Annotated in this window: 19 protein-coding genes; 16 read left to right on the forward strand and 3 right to left on the reverse strand. The window is 45.0% G+C overall.

Going from position 1 to position 20,237, the window contains the following annotated elements; translation table 11 throughout:
• The first annotated feature begins 30 nt into the window (after positions 1-30).
• The 11 genes from LZG94_RS04060 (at position 31) to LZG94_RS04110 (ending at position 10,545) form a co-directional block, all read left to right on the forward strand.
• Entirely contained in the window at positions 31-1,395 is a 1,365-nt protein-coding gene (locus LZG94_RS04060; RefSeq protein WP_233790660.1) for a DUF5458 family protein, read from the forward strand.
• Positions 1,396-1,432: 37 nt separating this feature from the next.
• Positions 1,433-1,840, forward strand: coding sequence for a type VI secretion system tube protein TssD (gene tssD, locus LZG94_RS04065; RefSeq protein ID WP_233790661.1), 408 nt, complete (start codon positions 1,433-1,435; stop codon positions 1,838-1,840).
• A 132-nt stretch (positions 1,841-1,972) separates the two neighbouring features.
• Positions 1,973-3,793, forward strand: a complete 1,821-nt coding sequence (locus tag LZG94_RS04070) for a type VI secretion system Vgr family protein (protein WP_233790662.1) — start codon at positions 1,973-1,975, stop codon at positions 3,791-3,793.
• A 12-nt stretch (positions 3,794-3,805) separates the two neighbouring features.
• A complete protein-coding gene (locus LZG94_RS04075) occupies positions 3,806-4,429 on the forward strand; it encodes a GPW/gp25 family protein (protein ID WP_233790663.1) in 624 nt (207 codons plus the stop codon).
• 8 nt (positions 4,430-4,437) lie between these two features.
• Complete coding sequence (locus LZG94_RS04080) at positions 4,438-6,252, forward strand: type VI secretion system baseplate subunit TssF (RefSeq protein ID WP_233790664.1); 1,815 nt, start codon at positions 4,438-4,440, stop codon at positions 6,250-6,252.
• Entirely contained in the window at positions 6,253-7,230 is a 978-nt protein-coding gene (locus LZG94_RS04085; protein WP_233790665.1) for a hypothetical protein, read from the forward strand. It begins immediately after the preceding gene.
• Between the two features lie 48 nt (positions 7,231-7,278).
• Positions 7,279-8,124, forward strand: coding sequence for a TssN family type VI secretion system protein (locus LZG94_RS04090; protein ID WP_233790666.1), 846 nt, complete (start codon positions 7,279-7,281; stop codon positions 8,122-8,124).
• Between the two features lie 50 nt (positions 8,125-8,174).
• Positions 8,175-9,242 carry a hypothetical protein gene (locus LZG94_RS04095; RefSeq protein WP_233790667.1) on the forward strand — a complete coding sequence of 356 codons (1,068 nt, stop codon included), beginning with the start codon at positions 8,175-8,177 and terminating at the stop codon, positions 9,240-9,242.
• Between the two features lie 4 nt (positions 9,243-9,246).
• Complete coding sequence (locus LZG94_RS04100; protein WP_233790668.1) at positions 9,247-9,549, forward strand: PAAR domain-containing protein; 303 nt, start codon at positions 9,247-9,249, stop codon at positions 9,547-9,549.
• Positions 9,550-9,570: 21 nt separating this feature from the next.
• A complete protein-coding gene (locus tag LZG94_RS04105; protein ID WP_233790669.1) occupies positions 9,571-10,050 on the forward strand; it encodes a hypothetical protein in 480 nt (159 codons plus the stop codon).
• A gap of 12 nt (positions 10,051-10,062) precedes the next feature.
• A complete protein-coding gene (locus tag LZG94_RS04110) occupies positions 10,063-10,545 on the forward strand; it encodes a hypothetical protein (RefSeq protein ID WP_233790670.1) in 483 nt (160 codons plus the stop codon).
• Between the two features lie 10 nt (positions 10,546-10,555).
• Here LZG94_RS04110 and LZG94_RS04115 read toward each other — a convergent pair whose 3' ends face one another.
• A complete protein-coding gene (locus tag LZG94_RS04115; RefSeq protein WP_233790671.1) occupies positions 10,556-11,341 on the reverse strand; it encodes a LuxR C-terminal-related transcriptional regulator in 786 nt (261 codons plus the stop codon).
• Between the two features lie 289 nt (positions 11,342-11,630).
• On the opposite strand from LZG94_RS04115, the gene LZG94_RS04120 reads away from it, so the two are divergent.
• Both LZG94_RS04120 and LZG94_RS04125 read left to right on the forward strand, forming a co-directional pair.
• Positions 11,631-13,598, forward strand: a complete 1,968-nt coding sequence (locus LZG94_RS04120; protein WP_233791116.1) for a 7TM-DISM domain-containing protein — start codon at positions 11,631-11,633, stop codon at positions 13,596-13,598.
• Positions 13,599-13,664: 66 nt separating this feature from the next.
• On the forward strand, positions 13,665-14,288 hold the full coding sequence (locus LZG94_RS04125; protein ID WP_233790672.1) for a response regulator transcription factor: 624 nt from the start codon (positions 13,665-13,667) through the stop codon (positions 14,286-14,288).
• Positions 14,289-14,401: 113 nt separating this feature from the next.
• Here the strand turns inward: LZG94_RS04125 and LZG94_RS04130 are convergent, their stop codons facing one another.
• Complete coding sequence (locus LZG94_RS04130) at positions 14,402-14,956, reverse strand: RagB/SusD family nutrient uptake outer membrane protein (RefSeq protein WP_233790673.1); 555 nt, start codon at positions 14,954-14,956, stop codon at positions 14,402-14,404.
• Between the two features lie 163 nt (positions 14,957-15,119).
• The gene (locus LZG94_RS04135; RefSeq protein ID WP_233790674.1) at positions 15,120-15,338 is read right to left on the reverse strand and encodes a hypothetical protein; all 219 of its coding nucleotides are present in this window, start codon (positions 15,336-15,338) and stop codon (positions 15,120-15,122) included.
• A 206-nt stretch (positions 15,339-15,544) separates the two neighbouring features.
• Between LZG94_RS04135 and LZG94_RS04140 the strand changes: the two genes are divergently transcribed.
• The 3 genes from LZG94_RS04140 to LZG94_RS04150 all read left to right on the forward strand — a co-directional run bounded on the left by LZG94_RS04140 (position 15,545) and on the right by LZG94_RS04150 (position 20,121).
• Positions 15,545-16,396, forward strand: coding sequence for a LytTR family DNA-binding domain-containing protein (locus LZG94_RS04140; RefSeq protein ID WP_233790675.1), 852 nt, complete (start codon positions 15,545-15,547; stop codon positions 16,394-16,396).
• A complete protein-coding gene (locus LZG94_RS04145; RefSeq protein ID WP_233790676.1) occupies positions 16,393-17,538 on the forward strand; it encodes a sensor histidine kinase in 1,146 nt (381 codons plus the stop codon). The genes LZG94_RS04140 and LZG94_RS04145 overlap by 4 nt, the downstream gene beginning before the upstream one ends.
• Positions 17,539-17,733: 195 nt before the next feature.
• Positions 17,734-20,121, forward strand: a complete 2,388-nt coding sequence (locus LZG94_RS04150; protein ID WP_233790677.1) for an outer membrane beta-barrel family protein — start codon at positions 17,734-17,736, stop codon at positions 20,119-20,121.
• Positions 20,122-20,237: the final 116 nt, after the last annotated feature.

Genomic DNA, 20,237 nt, shown 5'->3' on the forward strand with positions numbered 1-20,237 from the left:
GATTCCATTAATTTCAAACAAATTATTACTATGGTACAAGATGAACAAGCCCCCCTATCCACAGAGAAGGAACTTGTGAAGGAGAAGGCGTTGCCACGTTCCCTCAGCCAAACCATTCCGTTGCTATCGAAATTTGGCGGTTTTGACTTTATCAAAACTATTGTAGACGGGACCGACAACATGGACCCGACTAAGAAGGCTCGAAAGGCTATGTTTTTGGAAGAGGAGGAGAACAAATCGGATCGGAAGAAGCTAAAGAAGCGCTTGCAGAATATTCTTGACTTAGTGACCAGCTATGAAAACCCTGCAGATATGATAGCGGACGCGGAGGGCAAAGCAGCATCCGCTAGTCAGACGCTTAAGAGTAACTTACTCTCTTGTCTTGATCAAACTGCTGAGTTGGAAGCATCTTATCGATCGCTAGCTTTGTTTTTTGAAAATACAGCGGAAGAAAAGGTAAAAAACCTTACGCTGTTTGATGCTGGTAATGACATGACTAGTGATAGCGACAATTTCAGTAATCAATCTGGAATCTTTGCGCAGGTACAAAAAGAACTTCGTGACAATTACGATCGATTTGACCTGGAAAAGAATTATTCATTGATGATCATACCAGGCTGGCTTAAGAAGAACACTACTGTTGATAAGTGGGCAGAACTTGCGCATAAAAATAGGGTAATGCTTTTAACGGACTACCGTCATCTAGAAAGTGCAGAAAGTGTAGAAAAAGCGTTTGACAAGGATAAGTTAACCGGTTCTGACCCACATAAAGCCAATGTTATGATGCCTTGCAACTGGATTGTGGGACGAGAATCCTATACTGAGATCGGGGAAACTGAGCATTTGTATGTGTCTCCATCAATGGCACTAGCTGGACTTCTCTGGTCAGGAAACATAGCTCAGCCCGCTGCTGGCCTTTCGCATGGAAAGCTTAAAATGGCAAGTGGTACACGGTTCATGATGAGGAAGAATGAGGTGGCCGAATTGGAAAACAGAGGGCTCATCCCGCTAATCTACGAATGGGGTAAGGTTATACCACAATCATCAAGAACCCTCTTTGATGGAGATAATGTAGGCTTGCAGACGTATAGTGTAGTACGTGTGTTTGATTGGATCGGAAAAGTGATGCAGGATTTTTTAAATCGCCGTACTTTCGAGAACGTCGATAATCAAATGCTGCAAGATATCCAGCAACAAATTTCACGCTTCTTGAGTAAGATACAGGGACCGGGCAAGATCATTGAAGATTACAGAAAGTTACAGGTAACGCGTGATCCTGTCAATCCTACCCACATTGCAATAAATGTTGAATTGAGACCATTTTTCCCTGCCAAGGTATTTAATATTAGCCTAACAGGCACCAAAGGAAATTGGGATTCAGATGTAAAAGAATAAAAGTCAGTGTTAAACCAATAACTAAACAATTGTCAAAATGGCGCATAAATCAACTCTTGAGATTGATCAAAAGAAGTATGAGGTATTACATTGCTCATATTCCTTCCATCAACAAGTAAATCCTCTCACTAATGAGACGACATCTGAGATATTTGGAGGCAATATCGATGTCACTGTAGCTACTCGGAAGGGCGATAAGGCGGGAGACAACGCGAAGATTATCGAATTAATGCTTTTACCGCATCATGATTCCATAAAAGGCAATCTTGAATTCTTTGATCAAAAGGGGCAATCTGTTAGAAAAATAGAATTTACAGATTCTGCGGTGGTGAATTTCAGTGAAACTTTCAGTTTAGGGGGTGACAACGCGGGAACCCAATCTTTTACAATTGCGGCGCGTTATCTTAATGTAGACGGGCAAAAACTGATATTGAAACGGGATTAAAATTGTGTATCAAGGGCTCTTGGGAAGTCTTGAGAGCCCTTCTGTAATATTTTGTTATTGGTAATTGCAAATGATAGTGGCGGCATTTACACCCGAGTAGACAGGGAATATCTATATTGAAAATCTTCGCTCATGCCCTCAACCACCCAGCTCCTAGCCTCCGTCGAAGTCACCATCAAAAGTTTGGTCATCAAACGGATCAGCAGCATTTCCATTAACCAGCCGTTTGATAATCACCATAGTTTTGAGGTCAGCATTTCTCCGGATATGCTGCCTGAAAAGTCTTTGAAGGTTGATATTAAAAAGCTGGCGGAGCAAATGGTTGGAGAAGAGGTTGTTATTATCCTCAAACAAGGCGAAAAGCAGAAGGATGGAAGTATCAGCGAGAAGCAGAAATTGAATTTTAAGGGTTTTGTGTCCTCTGTCCGGTTGAGTAAAGGCACGAGTTCTTCCAATACCATTATTATTTCCGGGTTGAGTCCGACGGCACTTCTGAGTGCCGGACGGACAACCCGGTCTTTTACGGAGAAGAACCTAGATGCTATTGTCAATAAGGTGCTGAGTCCTTTTGGCAGTATGTCAAAGAAAATCGGTGCGACTTATGGTACTGCTATTCCATTTGTAACGCAATACGAAGAGGATAACTTTCACTTTCTGCAACGGCTGGCTGAGGATTATGGTGAATGGATGTTATACGATGGAGAAAATTTTATTTTCGGCAAAAATAAAAAGGGGCCAGACGGGGAGGTTGCGTTGAAACATGGAGAGAATATCTTCGATATGCAATACAGTTTACGCGCTACACCCTTGAATCTGAAAGGATTTTATTACGACTATTTTACAGATAAAACCTACCAAGCCCCTTCTTCCAAGGAAAGCGTAGCGGGGCTGGGCTCCTATGCGCAAATAGGGTTGGAAAAGTCGCAAAAGCTGTTTCAAGACGAACTGATCGAGATAGGATATCAGAATTTTCAGGACACCGCCCCGTTGGCAAAAGTGGTAAGGCTTAAAAAAAGTGAACAAGCCAATAAGTTAGCTGTGCTGACAGGACGCACGCCCGAAATGCAGATCAAGCTGGGGGGGACAGTGAAGGTGACTGATACTTTTATCAATGCTGAAAACAAATCGGAAGTAATTGATTACGGGGTTTTTGTGGTCACCAAGCTTAGCCACTACCTGGATACCAGAGGGGTGTATCAATGCAATTTTGAGGCGCTGCCCAATAATACCGATTTTGCTCCGGTGGATTATCGCATTATCCAACCCAATGCCGAGCCGCAGGCAGCCGTGGTCATGCAAGTAGATGACGAAAAAAGCATGGGCCGCGTGAAAGTTCAGTTTCCCTGGCAAAAAGACGATAATGAAAAGACGCCCTGGATCAGGGTGGTGAACTCGATGGCCGGGAAAGAGCAGGGTGTATATTTTATCCCCGAAGTCGGAGAGGTGGTTTTTGTTGATTTTGAGTTCGGCAACCCGGATATTCCGTTTGTCACCGGCAGCATGTACCACGGGCAGGTTTTGCCTGGGAAAGATTTATTTAATGCGGAGAATAATATCAAAGGGATCATCACAAGATCTGGTAACCACATTATCATCGACGATACTGAAGGAAAAGAGAAAATACACATTTACAATAAAGACAGTAAAAACGAGATCGAGCTTTCGCTGGAAGGCGATAAGAGTATCCGGATAAAAAGTCAGGGCACTATTTTCATTGAGGCAGAAAAAGGCATTGAAATGAAAGCCCCGAAAATAAAAATAGAAGCCAGCGAAGAACTCAATGTGAAAGCCGGTAAAACCCAGATCAAGAGCGACCAGGGTACTGAGATTAGCGCAGGTTCGAGCATGGATATCAAGGCGTCAGTTTCCGGTACGTTCAAGGCTTCGGCTAGCCTGGATCTGGACGGCGGCGGCGCGGCCAGTTTGAAGGGTGGGGTGGTAAAAATCAATTAATGTTGTTTCAAAATGGCTGAAGACTTTTACCCCGTACCTCCCTCTTTCGGCGCGCTGATGAAAAGGCAGGGTACCGAGAGAAGCTTTGTAGAAACGGTCAAACTTCTGGGGTCCTATGATGAGGTGGTCAGGAGATTCGGCGACGGGAAAAATCTGGAAGAATACCAGGTGATGAAGAAACTGATGAAAGCAGTCAAATGCGACAGTTTTCGCGAGCTTCGCCAGCAGATGTTGTTTCGTGAATTCGTGGAATATCTGATTGAAGATACGCTGATCCAGAAGATCAATGTCAGTGAATCCATCCATCAGAATATCGCATTATATCTAGCAACCGAACCTAAAAAATATTACTTCGATCAGCAATATGGATGCATTGTACACCACTATGATTTCCGGCAACTCAGCGATACGCCAAGTAAAGACCAGCTCCGGCGGACGGTTTCGGAGTATCTGCAAAAATTTGAAAAGAGGATCAGCGTCAATAATATAAATGTCGACATCAACGATGTACAGGAGGTCATGGAGGGAGGTACGCCCCGGATCTGCCGGTATATCACGATTACCATTAGCAGTACGCTCGTACAAACGCTCGAAAAGCTGGACGATATGAAGTTCAGGCTTGTAAGATATTCCTGAAAAGTGGTATGTATACCGATCCGAAGAGATATAAAACGCGTGAAAATATCCGGAACGAAATGGTCCGGGAAATTGCGCGTTTGTGGCAATATGATGAAAGTGAACTGGCTGTCGAGGGGTTTGATCCTTTGGTAGGCATGTTGCTTGGCGCATTTGCAACCGGTATCGAAGGTGTTTACCACGAACTCGATAATGCCGCCGGTCGCATTGTGTCCAGGTTGGCAAGCTTGCTTACTCCCGAGGTATTAACGGGCCCGCAGCCTGCGCATGCGGTGATGAAGGTAGGAATCGTCGATCCCGTATTTGAGGTCACGCCGGACCATACTTTTAATTGCAGTGTGATGGGCAAAGAGATTTTCTTCAATCCCGCCGGACATTATGAGCTGTATAAAGCAAAGCTCAATACGCTGATCATCCAGAGCCGGATCAGGGAAATGGGCAGCTCGCCAAAGGAAAATTTCATGAATGAATCCCTGCCGCTGGATGAAGCCTGGGTGGGGATCAGCCTGGATGAAGATGTATCCGAATTTCATAACCTGCCCCTCTTTTTCGACTGGCGGAATGATCCCAACCGGTTTCTGAACCTCGACCGGTTGTCCGGATTAAGGATATTTTCGGGAACGGACGAATTGAAGGTAACACCCGGGCTGGTCAGCAGCAAGTCTGACAATCTGATGGGCGCGGATGCTTATGCGGTGGAGACACACGAGCGGATGGTTGCACGCTATTACCGAAACAATTTTTTCAGTATCAACAGTGAGAATGTATCTGATGAGCATGTCAAGCTTGTAAAAATCAAGTATCCGGGTGAGATCGCGAAGCTGCTGAGTCCGGAGGATTTGGCAAAATACTTCCTGACGGATCTTTTTTGGGTCAAAATCAAATTTCCCGGCAGCATTACACCGGAAGCAGTTTCACGCATCGTGATTGATCTGAATGCAGTTCCGGTCATGAACCGCCGTTTGATCTCGCAGGCTTATGAATTGAAGCCTTTGTTTAATGTTTTTCCGGTCCGCGTAGAGCAAGGGGAGCAGTTTCTTGGTATCCGGGAAGTGGAATCGCCTTCCGGGGCAATGCTCACGAATGTGCAGCAATTCAATAGGGATCATGCTAACCAATATCTGCTCAGGCAAAGAGGTGTTTCGCGGTTCGACGAGCGGGATGCTACCGATATGCTTGCCTACATGGTAGACTTGCTGCGGGACGAAAGTGCAGTATTCAAAGCCATTGGGCAAAGTGAGATCGATACAGATGTGGAAGAGATACGGAAAAGACTGGAACGGATCACGAATGTGCTGATCAAGGATAATATTCCAAACTGGTTCCTGTCTACCAAAACTGCCGAGAAAAGTGGCAGGATTACGCTGCGATACTGGTCGACCAGGGCAGAAGAGGCGAACAATATAGCTTTCGGGATGAAGCTGAACCGCGACCGGGCAAATGTTGCGTTTACGGATGACCAGGTATTGCTCACGACTTCGCTGGGTGGAACGCGGGCATTGCAGGGCGACGATTTTTTGCCGGTGTTCAAAAAGGCAATATTGAGCAGGGGCAGGCTGGTTACTTCTGAGGATTATAAGGCGGCCTGCTTTGCCGAATTAGGTGACAAGATTAAAAGGGTAGAAGTGAAAAAAGGCTTTTCGTTGGGCAGTTATCCTTTTGAAGGTTTGCAGCCGGCGCTGGAAATAGCCATAACACCAAATATCGAAAAGCCGCTGACGCCGGAACAATGGGACGAGCGGACTAAAAGGTTAAGCGTCATTTTTGAAGAGCAATCGTCCGGAATCCTGCCGATTAGTATTACGATTAACGGGGTCAGATAAATGGGTTTGCAAACAGGTGATCTCGCGGAGTTGCTCGATCAAATGCCGGTAAAGCGTTTGAGGGCCGAACATATTCTTGGAGAACTGATCGAAGCGGGGCTTTGCAAAAGGGAGGATCTGGTGGTGGCGCCGGGAAGGTCCTCGGCCTATTTTTTCGAGCGGGATGTCAGCCGGATCGATGAGATTTTAAATCCTTACTCGGGGAATTTGTGGTTTAAGGCAAATATTCCGCGCGATGGTTTTTACGATACGCTTCCGGAAAGACTATTTCACCGGCCGATAGGACGTCTGAAAAACAGTGATGAATGGAGCGATATTCGGGAAGAGGAAGTAAAGCAGGAGACGGAGGCAAGACTGTTTTTCTCTCCGTTCGACAGTTTATTAAACCATCAGCTAATTCAGATCGCGCAATTTGAGAAAAATGCGCTGGCAGGCGACGATACGCGCTTTCAAAAAGAATCCCTGCAAATATTCTGGCCGGAAGCGATCGCATTGGAGTTGACCGAAGAGCAGAAAGTGAATCTGTTTCATTTGACGGTTATTGCGCATCAGGTAGCCGGTAATTTGCTGCACATGCAGGCGTGCTTTAATAAAATAATGGCCGACCGCGTGGCGCTGTATTATGAGCATACCCGCTACGAAGAGCCTATTCGAAATGAATTTCCTGCTATGGGAGAAATGGTAATGGGGGTAGATGCACTGCTGGTTGAAGAGAATTTTGTGAAGTGGAAAAGACTGCGGATCCAGGTCGGACCATTGTCATACGAGCAAATGAGCAAGTATTTCCCGGGATCGAAAGGCGAGCGTCTGATTCATTTTTTATGCGGTATGCTGGTTCCGGTTGAAATGGATTGGGTGATTGACCTGGTTCCCAAAGTGGAAAGCAGCGAAGAAGGCAGCACAGGCGATACATCGGTTTCTTTCACAATGGATGAAGCGGATCAATATCCGGTACTGGGATTTACGACGGTGCTCTGATCGGTCAGCAGATCATCGATGCACATATTAATCAATAGAAATTTAAATATGAATCTGGCAGTAAATGTGATATATCTTCTGGCGGGCAGTTTCCTGGTGGCAGTTGTCGCGACAGTACTTCTCTTTTTGCTGAAAATCCAGCATGTCCGCCCGATTCGGCTGGCACTGGGTATTCTTGCATTCGTGCTCCTTTTCGGCGGAGTAGGGTTGGTGTCCGCCTTTTCGTCACTGATTACCGGTTATATCATATTAGGTCTGTTTGCATTGATCCTGGGAAGTTTATCAGTGGGCTGGGGCAGCAGGATATTCCCCTGGTTCAAGCCTGGTAGTTTACAGTCAGGCTTTTTGACTACTTGCATCTGGGCAGCCTGGGCAATATTCGGATTTGCGGTCGTATATGGACTCCGATCTGAAAAAGCAGCTGTTTTTCTGCCTGTGCTGATGGCCGGTATTTTACCATTTCTTGTCCCTTACCTATGCTGGATATCCTACCAATATTGGCTGAGCATTCCGCAACTGCGCTATCGCAGGTGGTATTACGACGGCCAGCGCGTATTGCCTTTACTGGAACCGATCAATGTGATCCAGGTCAATATTCATTTTACAAAAATCCCTGATGAAGCGGAGCCAAATTTTGAAGGGTATTTGGTGGAATTTCCGGGAGATGTGGATCTGGGGACGCTGTATCAGTATTTTATTTATTCACACAACAACAGGCACAGAGACTACAAGAAAAGCCCGATTGCATACATCGATAAAGGCCGGCCGCTGGGTTGGGTGATGTTCAAACAAGGTCCGGGCAATGAGCGTATTTACCTGGATGCCGGCAAAAGTCTGAGGCAGAATAGCGTTCGTGACCATGATACCATTTTAGCACAAAGTTATTCCGACTAAAAATGATCTTACCTGAAATAAAGCACCCTTTCATTAATTGGAGGGACGGAATGAAAATCACACAAAAGCACTTTGTGGACCATGATTTTGCGATTAAAGATGCCGCCCGGGACATTGCTGCTATTCAGATCAATAGCTATAATTACGGGCTGCTCGCCGCAAACGACGGGATCACTTCAAGTTTTACTTCGCCAGTTTTTACAGGCGATACGATTCAGGTAACTACTTGCCGGGGAATTACGCCCGGTGGAGTTCGTATTGAGTGGACAGCTTCCAAAGACCATCCTGCATTGACCTTATCACTGCTGGATTACAAAATGAAGCTGGGTACGGCCGGTGTATTTTACATTGTAATCAAAGCAAATCCTTTTCAAACCGTTGAAATCGGTGATTATGAAACTGCCGGTCTGGGGCGCCGCCCATTTGTCGCCGTAAAACCCGGGCTGGACTTGTTGTCCGTTCACGATATGCTTTCGGACGCTTACAGTTTTCCGATCTGCCGGATCCGTTTTGAAAGCCAGCGGTTCTCGATTGACCACGAATACATTCCACCTTCTGTGCATATTCACGGCGAAAGCCTGCTTTGGTATTACGAAAGTTGCGGGACATTGTTAAATAATGTGCAGCAGCTGGCCATGCAGATCGTCAGGAAAATAGGCGGGATGCAAAACCGCAGCAGCATTGCCGGCGATATTCACCGCATTATGGAAAAGCTTCTTATTTTCTGCGCTACTTCAATAGATAATTTCAGACTGATCGTCAAAGAATTGCCGCCTGTTTATATGGCCGAAGCATTTATGAAAATGGCAAGAATGCTGCGCGTTTCTTTTGATTGTCTTCCTGAATCGAATTCCTCTATCCTTTTTAATTATTTCCATAACAACATCGCCGGCACTACCAATATTTTTAAAACGCAGATTTCAGCTTCATCCAAATCGCTGGTTGATTCGATGATTGACAATGTGCTGGTCAATGAATACAATCATAATGACAGCACATTGTTGTTTGACAGCATTGTCCGTTTCCTCGATTTTATGGAATTCTTTTGTCAGAAATTGCTTCCGCTCAATTATGCTGATAACCAGGGCGGGTGGGATATATACGGTAAAAACAGATAACGCAATGGGAAAGCCAGCTGCAAGATTAGGGGATATGCATACCTGCCCAATGGTAACACCCGGGTTGCCGCCAATCCCGCACGTAGGCGGGCCGATCATAGGGCCGGGCGTGCCGACCGTGTTGATCGGGGGCCAGCCCGCCGCACACATGGGCGATATGTGCACTTGCGTTGGCCCGCCGGACACGACAATTATCGGCTCGGCGACGGTCCTGATCGGCGGAGCGCCCGCAGTACGGCTGGGGGATCAAACTGCCCATGGGGGCGTTATTGTAGCAGGCTGCCCGACCGTTTTGATCGGAGGCTAGTTTTGAAAAACCATCGGAACCATGAGTAAAAAGCAAATTTTTATCATTGCGACAGCAAGCCTGCTCACGCTGATCGTTCTGGTATTTTATTTAACCGGACGCAAAAACAGCAAAGAGGATAATGCACTCGAACTGTCAGTCGCGGAGGAAGAAATCCTAATTGCTGATATGCACGAGCTGGATAGTGTCTTTCGCGAATTCGAAAAATCAGGGGTGAAAGGCAATGTAAATACTGCTGTACAAATGAATATTTCCTGGGAAAAAAGCAGGGAAAGATTTTTGACAAAACACCGGGACAATCCGGTATCATCGCAGATAGCAAACCTGGTACTGGCAAATTACCGCAGCCGCATTGAAATGATGAAAAAAACACAATCAGCCCAATCCGCGGCGTCAGTCAATGCTGAGAAAATAAAGGAAGCGATCGCGGTGGAACAGGCCAAAAATGATGCCTTAAAAACCGATAATCTTTTACTCAAGGGAGCACTATATAAATTGTAACACCGAGGCACAATGGAAGCTGAAAATATTGCTTTTAGAAAAAAGAGGATACTGTCTTTTGCGAAAATATATACCGGATTTAGTTTCTTGTGTATACTGATTGCCTATTGGTCTTTTCACAAAATCCCGGATGTATATCGTCAGGACCGGACATTGACTACTTCCTATCTCAGCGGATTTTTAAAGAAGTCGGCGGAAGTGCAGGAATTATCTATGCAGATCCGGAATACACCCGACGTAAAACAATCTTCCATAGTAGCCTATTACGAGTGGGTGGGTCAGTTGAAAGAGAATTATCCCAGAAAAGTGTTCGTAAACGTGCTCGATAGCTATCTGAAACAAACCGACGAATTTCTGAACAAAACCGACGAAGACAGTGTACTTATAGCTCTGGGAAAAAGTTACCGGCTTTTAAAAAGTCAAAACGCGCAACTTACGGCTGATAATATGGATCTGAATTCGCAGCTTTCGGAAAAGAAACTGCTGAACAAGTAAATTTTTCGGATCATATGACCTGATAAGCCGTGAGGAAATTTAGCAATTCCATCGTGTCAGCCATATCCAGTTTCCTCAGCATATTTTGCCGGTGCGTATTTACCGTGTGTACACTTATGAAAAGTGCTTTCGCAATTTCTTCGCTGGTGAGCTTTTTGCCGGTTAACCTGGCAATTTGAAGTTCTCTTTCGCTCAATTTCTCCAATTGACGGCAGCTGTTATCAGTATTGTTAATTTCAAAAATTAAATTCTGGGTTGCGTCAGTAAGTCGTAAATGCTGGCGATTGTCACGTTTCAGGTTTGTTATATTTGAAATCAGCGCGAGCATAAAAGTGATGTTCCCATCCGGATCCCTTTTAAGCGAAACCCCTTCATGCAGCACCCTGTTGATTTTTCCATCTTCCCCCACGACCTGCAGATCAATAAATGATTTGAAAGATTTCATCGCTTCGTCAGTAAGTGGTCGCACGTAATTTGTGGTGATCTCTGACATTTGCCTAAAACCTTCGAGATCCGCCGGCAGCATTTTTGAAAGAAAAAAACCAACGCCGCCTTCCAGAAAATACTTTTTATCCCACCCACAGATCGGCACGGTGTCTCCGATGCAGCATAAATAGGTCATTCTTCTAAGGTCAATAATGGCCAGCGAAGAGTTTCGGAGCGACAAAGTTTCAATTAAAAGGGGACTATCCTGAAGAAATTCTTTAACCTCTGCTATTTCCGATTCGATAAAGTCAGACTTCCAGATTCTCCTGAATTCAGCGAGTGCAAAAATTGATTTGTTGTTGGTCAGCATAGAGGAGTTTGTAATTAGCAGCACAAAATACTGAATAATCAGTATTGCTGCGCAGGTTCTCAAGATAGATATTTGAATTGGTTTCGGTGCAATACCGGAAATCCTACAAATCTCAACGGACTTCTTTCTTTACCTAGAACAACTTATTTGTTTTTCGAAATTATTCTAAGATATCAGTAGTTCAAATTTACTGCTTGGAACTTTCTATGTGGCTGATTTGGAATCGATTGTATTAAATGTGTAAATTCTAAGACTTTATATACCTCCTCTAGCTTAACGACTATTGAATGTGAAAAAACCTCTACTTGAAACATTCTCCTGTCATACTGCTCCAAAAATATTGTGCCTGATCACCGGATCCTTCTGGTCAAATCACAGGCCTAAACGAGTAGGGTTAATCTCTTTTTTAGTATTAGCATTAGTATGTTTATCAAAAAGCGATTTACATGCAACCCCGCTTAAGATTCCTCACATTTATCAATTTTCCGATCCTGAACGTACCCACGATCTCTACGAAATTCAGCAGTTACCCGGCACTTCCTGGCTGAAAGTTAACTCTCCTAACTTTGGGAAACAGGGTGGTTATGGCTGGGTAAAATTTCCTTTTCGCAGCGTATCAGATCAGACTTTATGGATTGAAGTACAAAGCCATTTTATCGACTCGCTGACTATATTCATTTCAGAAAATACATCTGCTGGAAGGAAAATGATAAGTACCATGTCAGGATTTGATCATCAGCCCGTCAAGCATAGATATTTTCTTTTTCCCGTCACACTTAAGAAAAATAGAAGCTATGATATTTTCCTGAAAGGGTTGGTACATGCGCCGGATGTATTGAAGATTCCGGTCGCGGTATGGAAACCCAGGTCATTTTTGGAATACAGCAGGGTAGACAATTGGGGGTGGGCATTGTTTGTCGGTACGATGGTAATGGCAATCATACTGAGCCTGCTCAATTTCGGAATGAAGCATTCCAATGTAACCTATCTTTACTTTGCAGGATATGTCGGTTTTATCAACGCATATGCATTGCTAAATGATGGTTGGGGATTCTTTCTGCCCTCTTTCTTAGATTATCTTGATGAAAATACACTACTCGGACACTGGATCAATATTGGCATCGGATGCTTCATGCTATTCAGTGGTAAGTTTCTGAGCATACAGGAATCGCGACGGAAGTGGCTTGCAAAGTTCAATCCTTTATTCATTACCCTTGCAGTGGAAGGGGCCATACTCATAGTCCATTTGGGGGAGTGGACAGATAATCATTATATATTTTTCATCGGTTATAATGCAGGGCTGATTCTTGCCTTTGCGTACTTTCTGTGTTGGTTGCTGTTTATAAAAGATGCGGTTGAGCGAGGGTTTAAACCGGTTTGGCTGCATATCGCAAGTGTTTTTGTATTAATATCCTTCTTCTGCCTGAATACCATATTTGTAAACAGCGGTCTTCTGAAGGAAGCAATTCCTGATATGCTTTTGCTCAGGTACGCGATTGCTATTGACATTGTTGTTATCCTGGTCAGTTGGGTTTACAGACAAAGAGTGGTTGAGCAACATAACGTAGTGCTGGAACTGCAGTGCGTTAGCCAACAAAGGACAATGGAAGAGGCCATATTACGGCAACAGGTCGAGGAACTAAAAGCGATGAATTATGAACGGGAAATGCAGATGCAAAGGGTTCGGCTGGCAAGAGATCTGCACGACGGAATTGGTTCTGAACTCACGCACATTATTAACAGGCTTGACATTCTTGCGTTCAAATCCAATCAGCAGCAGCCGCTTCTTTCACTTGGGGATTTCACGCGCGCCACAAATCAAAACCTTCGCGATACGCTTTGGATATTAAATCAACCCCACATTACCGGGCAACAATGGTACGAACGGACGCTTTCCTGGCTGAACAAAGTCTGGGAGGACAGGGAAACTCCCCATTTACACACTGACTTCAATTATTCCGAGGTATTCACACTTGGGCCGACAGTTGCCAACACGATCTTCCGCATCACGCAGGAAGCAGTTAATAACGCACTGAAATATGCCGATGCCCAGCAGGTTGTCTTTTCATTATCAGTTCAAAATGCGATGGTTGTCCTTACTATTTCCGATGACGGCAGAGGCTTTAATCCTGAGCAGGTACTGCGCGGCTACGGACTTGCCAATATGCAGACAAGGACGGAGGAGTTGGGCGGTAACTTCTCGCTGATCTCTGATAATCAGGGTACTATCATTAGAGTTGAGTTGCCTGTATTGTAAGTAAATACGTCATTTGACGTATTTACTTACAAGTTCGCATGCCCGTTCTTTGTTAAAAAATCCCACATGGCAATCACCGTAGGTATAGTTGAAGATAATCCCGACCTGGCTGCGATCCTCGCAGAAAAATTATCGCTAAGTGATGACCTCGATGTCACGTTGCAAGCCCGTAACGGGAAGGATTTATTGGAAAAGCTCAGCATGCAAGCCTTGCCTGATGTGCTTTTAATGGATATTGAAATGGACGAAATGGATGGCGTAAAAGCCACCCGGGAAGTAAAGCGAATATATCCTGGGATCAGGATCATTATGCAGACCGTTTTCGATGACGATCAAAGGCTTTTTGAAGCAATTACCGCAGGCGCATCCGGCTACCTGCTCAAAGACGAAAAGCCCGCACGCCTGATCAATGCCATTACAGAAGTGCTGGAAGGAGGCTCCCCGCTTTCTCCGACAATGGCCACCAAAGCCCTGGACATGCTTCGCGGCAAAAATGATGTGAATTTACGCGAGGTAAGTTCCCTAACACCCAGAGAAGTCGAAGTGCTGGATTGCCTGCAAAAAGGCTGGCGCGTGAAGCAAATCGCCGAGAAATTATTTATCTCCGAAAAAACAGTGCGCAAGCACCTGGAACATATTTACGAAAAGCTGCAAGTGCACGACAGCAGACAGCTGATTCTTAAGAGATAATCTGTACTTTTTATTCTGAAAGTACGGCCGCACATTTGTAATCGGCATACGTTTCTGCATTCCCACGCTTTCCTGCTGTGTCTGATCATACAGACTAAGGCTGAGGAAAATTTTCAGTATCCTTCATTCTGCTGGATATTCTGATTTTGATTGAGCTCTTCTTCGGGGATAGGGGCGATGCGAAAAGGATGGGAGAAGGGAATGTTTACCCGAACCTGCCCGTCTTTCTTGATGATGTCACTTTTCAGTCGGTTTGGATCGTGGAAGCGATCTCCCTCAAATGCGAGTTCTTTTCGTCGCTCAAGAATAATATCGTCTAAAAGTCGTTGTCCGGATGAACTGTATTTATGGTTCGGATCCCGTTCTTCTACCAACCTGTTTAAATAATGTAGCGCCTTGTCTTCCTGATGAAGCCGAAAAGCTGCTTCTGCAATTAAGGAGATTTCGGATAATCGGATTACTTTTTTGTCGTCATAATCGCCAGTAATGCGACTGTACTTGTTGACGACAAATGCAGGATTTTCGGCTGCTTCTCTTTTTTGAGGAATGATGAGTTTTCCGGGAACGTCAGTTTGCGTATACAGTTCAATCAACGATGCGACGGCAAGCGCATCACCGTAACCTGTTTGATGATACAAATAGCCCAGCTCATTGGTTGTAGTCCTCACGTAAATGTTTTTGAATAAAAACCTCGAAGTTCGTTGTGCTGTTGAGATTGGTTTCGGGATTGTACGGGAGCTTTTGATCCCGTACCCAAGTGAGCACATTAGATCCTCTCAGATATACGCTGGAGTTCTGCAAACCTGTAACCGTCAGTAATTTTTTAGGTATCTAATAAGCCAAAGCCACATTGCGGAGCCGTAAATAATCGCCACGATAAAGGAAGCGGCTCGATACTGCATTGGAAGCATTCGCCCCACCGTAAACAAACTTTGGCACGTCAGTAACATCTCCCGGCTTCTGCCATCTCTCCAGTTGTGCTGCCACCACATTGAAGTTGGCATGGTATCCATCACTTTGCGTGAAATTCGCCCATGTATCCCTTACCATATAACCGTAGGTGCAATAGAACTGAAAATCCAGACTGAGGCCTTTATAGCGAAAAGCAGATCCGAGCTGCTGAAGCAACAGTAATTATTAATATTTTTAATATTAATGCTCATATTTGTTGGCCAGAAATAATCATCGCATAGATTATTGTCTGGCCTTTTTGCATTCTTTGATTCTGCACAACGTTTCGAAAAATATAGCTCTTGATGAATTCAAATACAACAAGAAAAATCAGTTGTTTGATCATTGATGACGAAGAACCTGCTCATGAAGTGCTCAAATTCCTGATTGCAAAAATTCCCTGGCTGGTTTGTGTAGGGAGCTGTTACAATGCGGTCGAGGCGCTGGAATTTATTCCCGACAGCAAGCCGGATATCCTTTTCCTGGACGTCAATATGCCCGAACTGACGGGCCTGGATTTGTTGAGTATTGTGAAGGCGCCCAATTCGCATGTGATCATGACCACTGCTTATCCTCAGTATGCAGTGGATGGATTTACCTTTGATGTTACCGCTTTTCTATTGAAACCCATCGGCTTCGATCGTTTTCTGAAAGCTGTTAGCAAAGTACGACGTCTGATTACCGGTAATAATTTGCCCGAAGAAAAGACGCTTGCAACAGCCGGAGATGAAATGTCCGGATCACAGCCGGTGCAGGCCGATCAGACCGCGGCAGCTAAGCCCACAATACAGCCGATCAACGATTGGCGGGACGAAAATGCAGTCCAGGAAGAGTATATGTGGATCCGGGCTGACAGGAAAATGTATTGCGTCTGGTTCAAAGACATTTATTTTATCGAAGGGCTCAAAGATTACGTGAAAGTCCACTATTCCAACGGCGTGCTGGTTACGCTGGCTTCCATGGCCACGATGATGAACCGCCTGCCCTCACCTCCATTTGTTAGGACACACCGGTCCTACATTGTCAACCGGAACAGCATTAAGGTGATCGAGGGGAATATGATTACGATGCTGAATGGAATGAAAGTCTCGATTGCCGTATCGCCGACAAGGGATGAGGTTTTCAGGCAGTTGACGGAAAAAACGCAGCGTGAATGAACAGCATTAATCAGGATAAGTCATTTTTCTACAGTCTATTTTTCCCTCGCTCGACCAGGCTGAGGGTTTTTTACCATATCAGCTTTTGGATTCTGTTTATTTTGCTGCACAACGCTTACGCTATTCCAACTTTGGCGTCGAAAGCAGGTGATCCGAGAGTTAGCCTGGCCAGCTTTCTGTATTTCTTCAAGATGATTCCCGAGTATTATGTGTGCGTAGGGCTTTACAGTTTTCTGAGTAAGCATCTTAAAGGGTTATTCCTTGGATTTACTTTACTGGTCATCGTTATTGTAATCACACATTTTTTTTCCCTTTTTATCTTTCTCCTGATAGATAATCTCTTGGGTTTGCAACACATGCCTGTCAGGTTTCAGTTAGTAGCAGGTTTGTATATGGATCCTTTCGATCCGCGAAGTCTTAATTCCTGGCTTGTATTTCTATATGACATATCTGAAATAGAGTTGCTGTTATTGCCTGCTGCATTCAAGGTTGCCAAATATGCCGTGAAAGAGAGTACACTACGACAGAAGCTCCAGAATGAAGCTTTGAGTATGGAGTTAAGGGTTTTGAAGACCCAGATAAACCCCCATTTTGTGTTCAACGTCTTGAATGCTGCCTATGCAAAAATCCTTCCCATTTCGGAGGAGGCAGGAGCGTATTTGCAAAAAGCATCCGAGATAATGCGTTTTGCATTGTATGAAACCAACGATGAATTTATCAAACTAGAAAAGGAGATTTCCTATCTGAGCCAATATGTTGAACTGGAGTCCATCCGGAGTAACAAGCGGTGCAAGATCACCTTCCGGCAGGAGGGCGACATTAGTGAGAAGCACATGATCCCAACCCTCCTGCTGATAACGCTCGTTGAAAATGCTTTCAAACATGGTGTTCATGCGACCCGGCACAACTCGCATGTGGACATACGGATATCGGTTGACAGCGATTCGCTCGAATTTGAGATCGCCAACAGTGTTCCCAATCAGCCTGCGATGAGGGACAGGCGCTCCGAAAAGACAGGCGGGATCGGGTTAGTCAATCTGGAAAAGCGGATGAAAATTTACTATCCTGGCAAACATCAGCTGATCATAACCGAGCAGGACGGTGAGTTTAAAGTGCTGATCAGATTGCCATTGAACGGATAATCTTGTACGGGCAGTAACGTCAGTTTCGCTACCTATTTTCTCGACGAAAACGGTTTTCCTATCGACGAAACCGGATGTATTCTTCTGTCTGATTTTTCGCCTGATTGGTATAAGAAAATTTCAAATCGCTAACTATTGAGTCTCTTTTGTGTTCACGCATAAGCGCAAATGATGATATCATAAAATTTTGTTGGCATGAAAACGAACTTATCCTTATTGATCATTTTGATTTGTGCTGCTTCAACGGCAATGTCTCAGTCCCGGATCAAGGGCAAAATTGTAGAGAAAGGGGATCAGGGAGCTGCGTATGCAACAATCGCGTTAATAGCCGCAGGTGATTCAAGTGTGGTGAAAGGGGCGGTTTCTGATGAAGCGGGTATTTTCGAGATCGATAACGTCGCTAATGGGAATTATCTGGTCAATGTGCAATATGTAGGTTATAAAAAGAAATGGTCGCCGCCGGTTGTGTTAAGTGATTCCATCAACAGCGTGGACCTTGGGAATCTGGTGCTGGAAGAAAACGTCGAAAGTCTTGCCGAAGTTACCGTCACAGGTCAGCGGAGCCTGGTGGAGCAAAAGGGTGACCGGATGATCCTGAATGTTGAAAAGAGTGTGATCGCCAAGGGAAATAAAGTAACTGATTTACTCAAATATGCGCCGCTCGTTCGTGTGACCAATGAAGGCATTAAGGTGGGTAACAAGGGAAGCGTTCTGATTCTGGTTGACGGCCGCCAGACAGGGCAGGGCGCACTGGCCAGTTTTCTGCAAAATTTTTCGGCAGAAGATATTCTCAAAATAGAAGTGCTGACCAATCCTCCCGCCAAATATGACGCCAGCTTCGGGGCCGTAATTGACATTATCACTAAAAAAAGCCTGGAAGTAGGACTCAACGGCAGGATTGCCGTGAACTATTCGCAGGGCGAGTACGGCAGGTTTACACCCGACGGCTCCCTCAATTTCAGGACACGCAAATGGAACCTGTTTACCAGCGCCAGCGGAGCGATCAGCGATTATTACAATGATCAGTTTCTCGAACGTCAGTTCCCGGGCAGCTCTTTGGGAAATAAGGTCAATAGCCTCGATCAGAACAAGAGCATTTCTTCTTTCAACGGAATTGATTTTACACCGAACTCAAAACATGCACTGGGATTGCGCCTGAACGGCTCATGGTCAGGCAAGGACGGTGAAAACAAAACCAAAACCAGTTTCAGGGGCCCGTTGTCGGTGGTTGATTCGTTGTTACAGGTAACCAATAGAAGTAATGATAACGGACAAACTTATGATGTAAATTTTTACTATACCGGAAAACTCGATAGCACTGGTAAAGAGCTTTCAGTCAATGTAACCCAAAGCTTTTTCAACAAATCATCGGTTCAAAACCTGACCTACCAGCGCCAGAATCCGGGAGAGATGCCAATTGGAGTACCTTCAAGAGTACGTATCACCAATCCAAACGATCAGAAAAGCTTCATCGCCCAAACTGATCTGAATATTCCTTTCAAAAAAGGGAAATGGGGCGCAGGGCTCAAATATATCTCGATAGGGAATGATAACGAGTTGCGTCAGGAAAATTATGACGAAGGCTTGTATGTACTGGATACTGCTTTCAGCAATGCAGGGGTTTACCGGGAAAACACTTATGCAGGCTACGCAAATTACAGCAATGCGTTAGGGAACGATTGGTCGCTGCAAGCCGGGTTACGACTGGAACACACCAGCCAGGAATTGACGAGTGCCGGTTTGAGCAGAGCGTACACCGGATTATTCCCCAGCATGAACCTGAGCAAAGGTTTCAAGAACGAATCGAATTTCAGTATCTCATACAGCAGGAAAATAGCCCGGCCGAGCTTGTATAGCCTTGTGCCATTTCGTACGGTTGTTGATCCTTACTCGATCGTGGAAGGTAACCCGTTGCTGAAACCTTCCTTTGCCAACACCGCCGATGTCTATTATACGTTCGGTAATATTTCGCTGTTTGCCAACTACACCCATACCAAAAATATGATCTCGGATGTACTGTTTGCCGACCCGGAGACCAAAATCTACATTCAGACAATGGGTAACCTGAGCAGTGTCAATGATGCGTATGCAGGGATTAGCTGGGGGCAGGATATTACCAAATGGTGGAAAACGAATACCACATTCACTGTCTCAGGGACCCAGACGAAATCGCGCATCGCCGACGTGCCGGGTGTGAAATTAAACGGTTATGGTGTTGTTGTGAACAGTACCAACATTTTCAACCTGGCAAGGGGCTACAAGGCCGAACTATTTTTGAATTACAATTCTCCCAACCGTTACACGATTTGGAAGACCCGGTCCCTGTATTGGGCTTCATTGAGCGTCAATAAGGAAATATCTAAATCTCTCAACATCCGCGTTGCCTTTGAAGATATTTTCCGCACGCAGGTTAATCGGATCCATGTTGCTTATGGGCCGGTGGATATCCGTAGCAGGCTATACTCGGATACGCAACGTGTACGGGTGTCCGTTTCCTACAATTTCGGAAAGAAAACCGTGAAAGGGTCGAAATATAGGAGCCTTGGCAATGAGGCTGAGAAAAACCGCATGGGAGGCAGATAGGGGGCCAGATTTTTCCTCCCTTATGAATTCGAAAAAATTATGGGCCAGAAAATTTAATATGCTCAGGATCATGTAATACTTGACAAACTGGAAAGTCAAAACAGTAAGGAACAGTT

Source organism: Dyadobacter sp. CY343, assembly GCF_021390335.1.
Classification (GTDB): Bacteria; Bacteroidota; Bacteroidia; order Cytophagales; family Spirosomataceae; genus Dyadobacter.

Excerpts from the sequence above, each read along its gene's own strand:
- LZG94_RS04135 (WP_233790674.1), bottom strand. The coding sequence starts at position 15,338 with ATGGTAAGGGATACATGGGCGAATTTCACGCAAAGTGATGGATACCAT.
- LZG94_RS04070 (WP_233790662.1), top strand. The coding sequence starts at position 1,973 with ATGCCCTCAACCACCCAGCTCCTAGCCTCCGTCGAAGTCACCATCAAA.
- LZG94_RS04150 (WP_233790677.1), top strand. The coding sequence starts at position 17,734 with ATGAAAACGAACTTATCCTTATTGATCATTTTGATTTGTGCTGCTTCA.
- LZG94_RS04115 (WP_233790671.1), bottom strand. The coding sequence starts at position 11,341 with ATGCTGACCAACAACAAATCAATTTTTGCACTCGCTGAATTCAGGAGA.
- LZG94_RS04080 (WP_233790664.1), top strand. The coding sequence starts at position 4,438 with ATGTATACCGATCCGAAGAGATATAAAACGCGTGAAAATATCCGGAAC.
- LZG94_RS04145 (WP_233790676.1), top strand. The coding sequence starts at position 16,393 with ATGAACAGCATTAATCAGGATAAGTCATTTTTCTACAGTCTATTTTTC.
- LZG94_RS04085 (WP_233790665.1), top strand. The coding sequence starts at position 6,253 with ATGGGTTTGCAAACAGGTGATCTCGCGGAGTTGCTCGATCAAATGCCG.
- LZG94_RS04110 (WP_233790670.1), top strand. The coding sequence starts at position 10,063 with ATGGAAGCTGAAAATATTGCTTTTAGAAAAAAGAGGATACTGTCTTTT.
- LZG94_RS04075 (WP_233790663.1), top strand. The coding sequence starts at position 3,806 with ATGGCTGAAGACTTTTACCCCGTACCTCCCTCTTTCGGCGCGCTGATG.
- LZG94_RS04095 (WP_233790667.1), top strand. The coding sequence starts at position 8,175 with ATGAAAATCACACAAAAGCACTTTGTGGACCATGATTTTGCGATTAAA.
- tssD (WP_233790661.1), top strand. The coding sequence starts at position 1,433 with ATGGCGCATAAATCAACTCTTGAGATTGATCAAAAGAAGTATGAGGTA.
- LZG94_RS04090 (WP_233790666.1), top strand. The coding sequence starts at position 7,279 with ATGAATCTGGCAGTAAATGTGATATATCTTCTGGCGGGCAGTTTCCTG.
- LZG94_RS04100 (WP_233790668.1), top strand. The coding sequence starts at position 9,247 with ATGGGAAAGCCAGCTGCAAGATTAGGGGATATGCATACCTGCCCAATG.
- LZG94_RS04105 (WP_233790669.1), top strand. The coding sequence starts at position 9,571 with ATGAGTAAAAAGCAAATTTTTATCATTGCGACAGCAAGCCTGCTCACG.
- LZG94_RS04060 (WP_233790660.1), top strand. The coding sequence starts at position 31 with ATGGTACAAGATGAACAAGCCCCCCTATCCACAGAGAAGGAACTTGTG.
- LZG94_RS04140 (WP_233790675.1), top strand. The coding sequence starts at position 15,545 with ATGAATTCAAATACAACAAGAAAAATCAGTTGTTTGATCATTGATGAC.
- LZG94_RS04125 (WP_233790672.1), top strand. The coding sequence starts at position 13,665 with ATGGCAATCACCGTAGGTATAGTTGAAGATAATCCCGACCTGGCTGCG.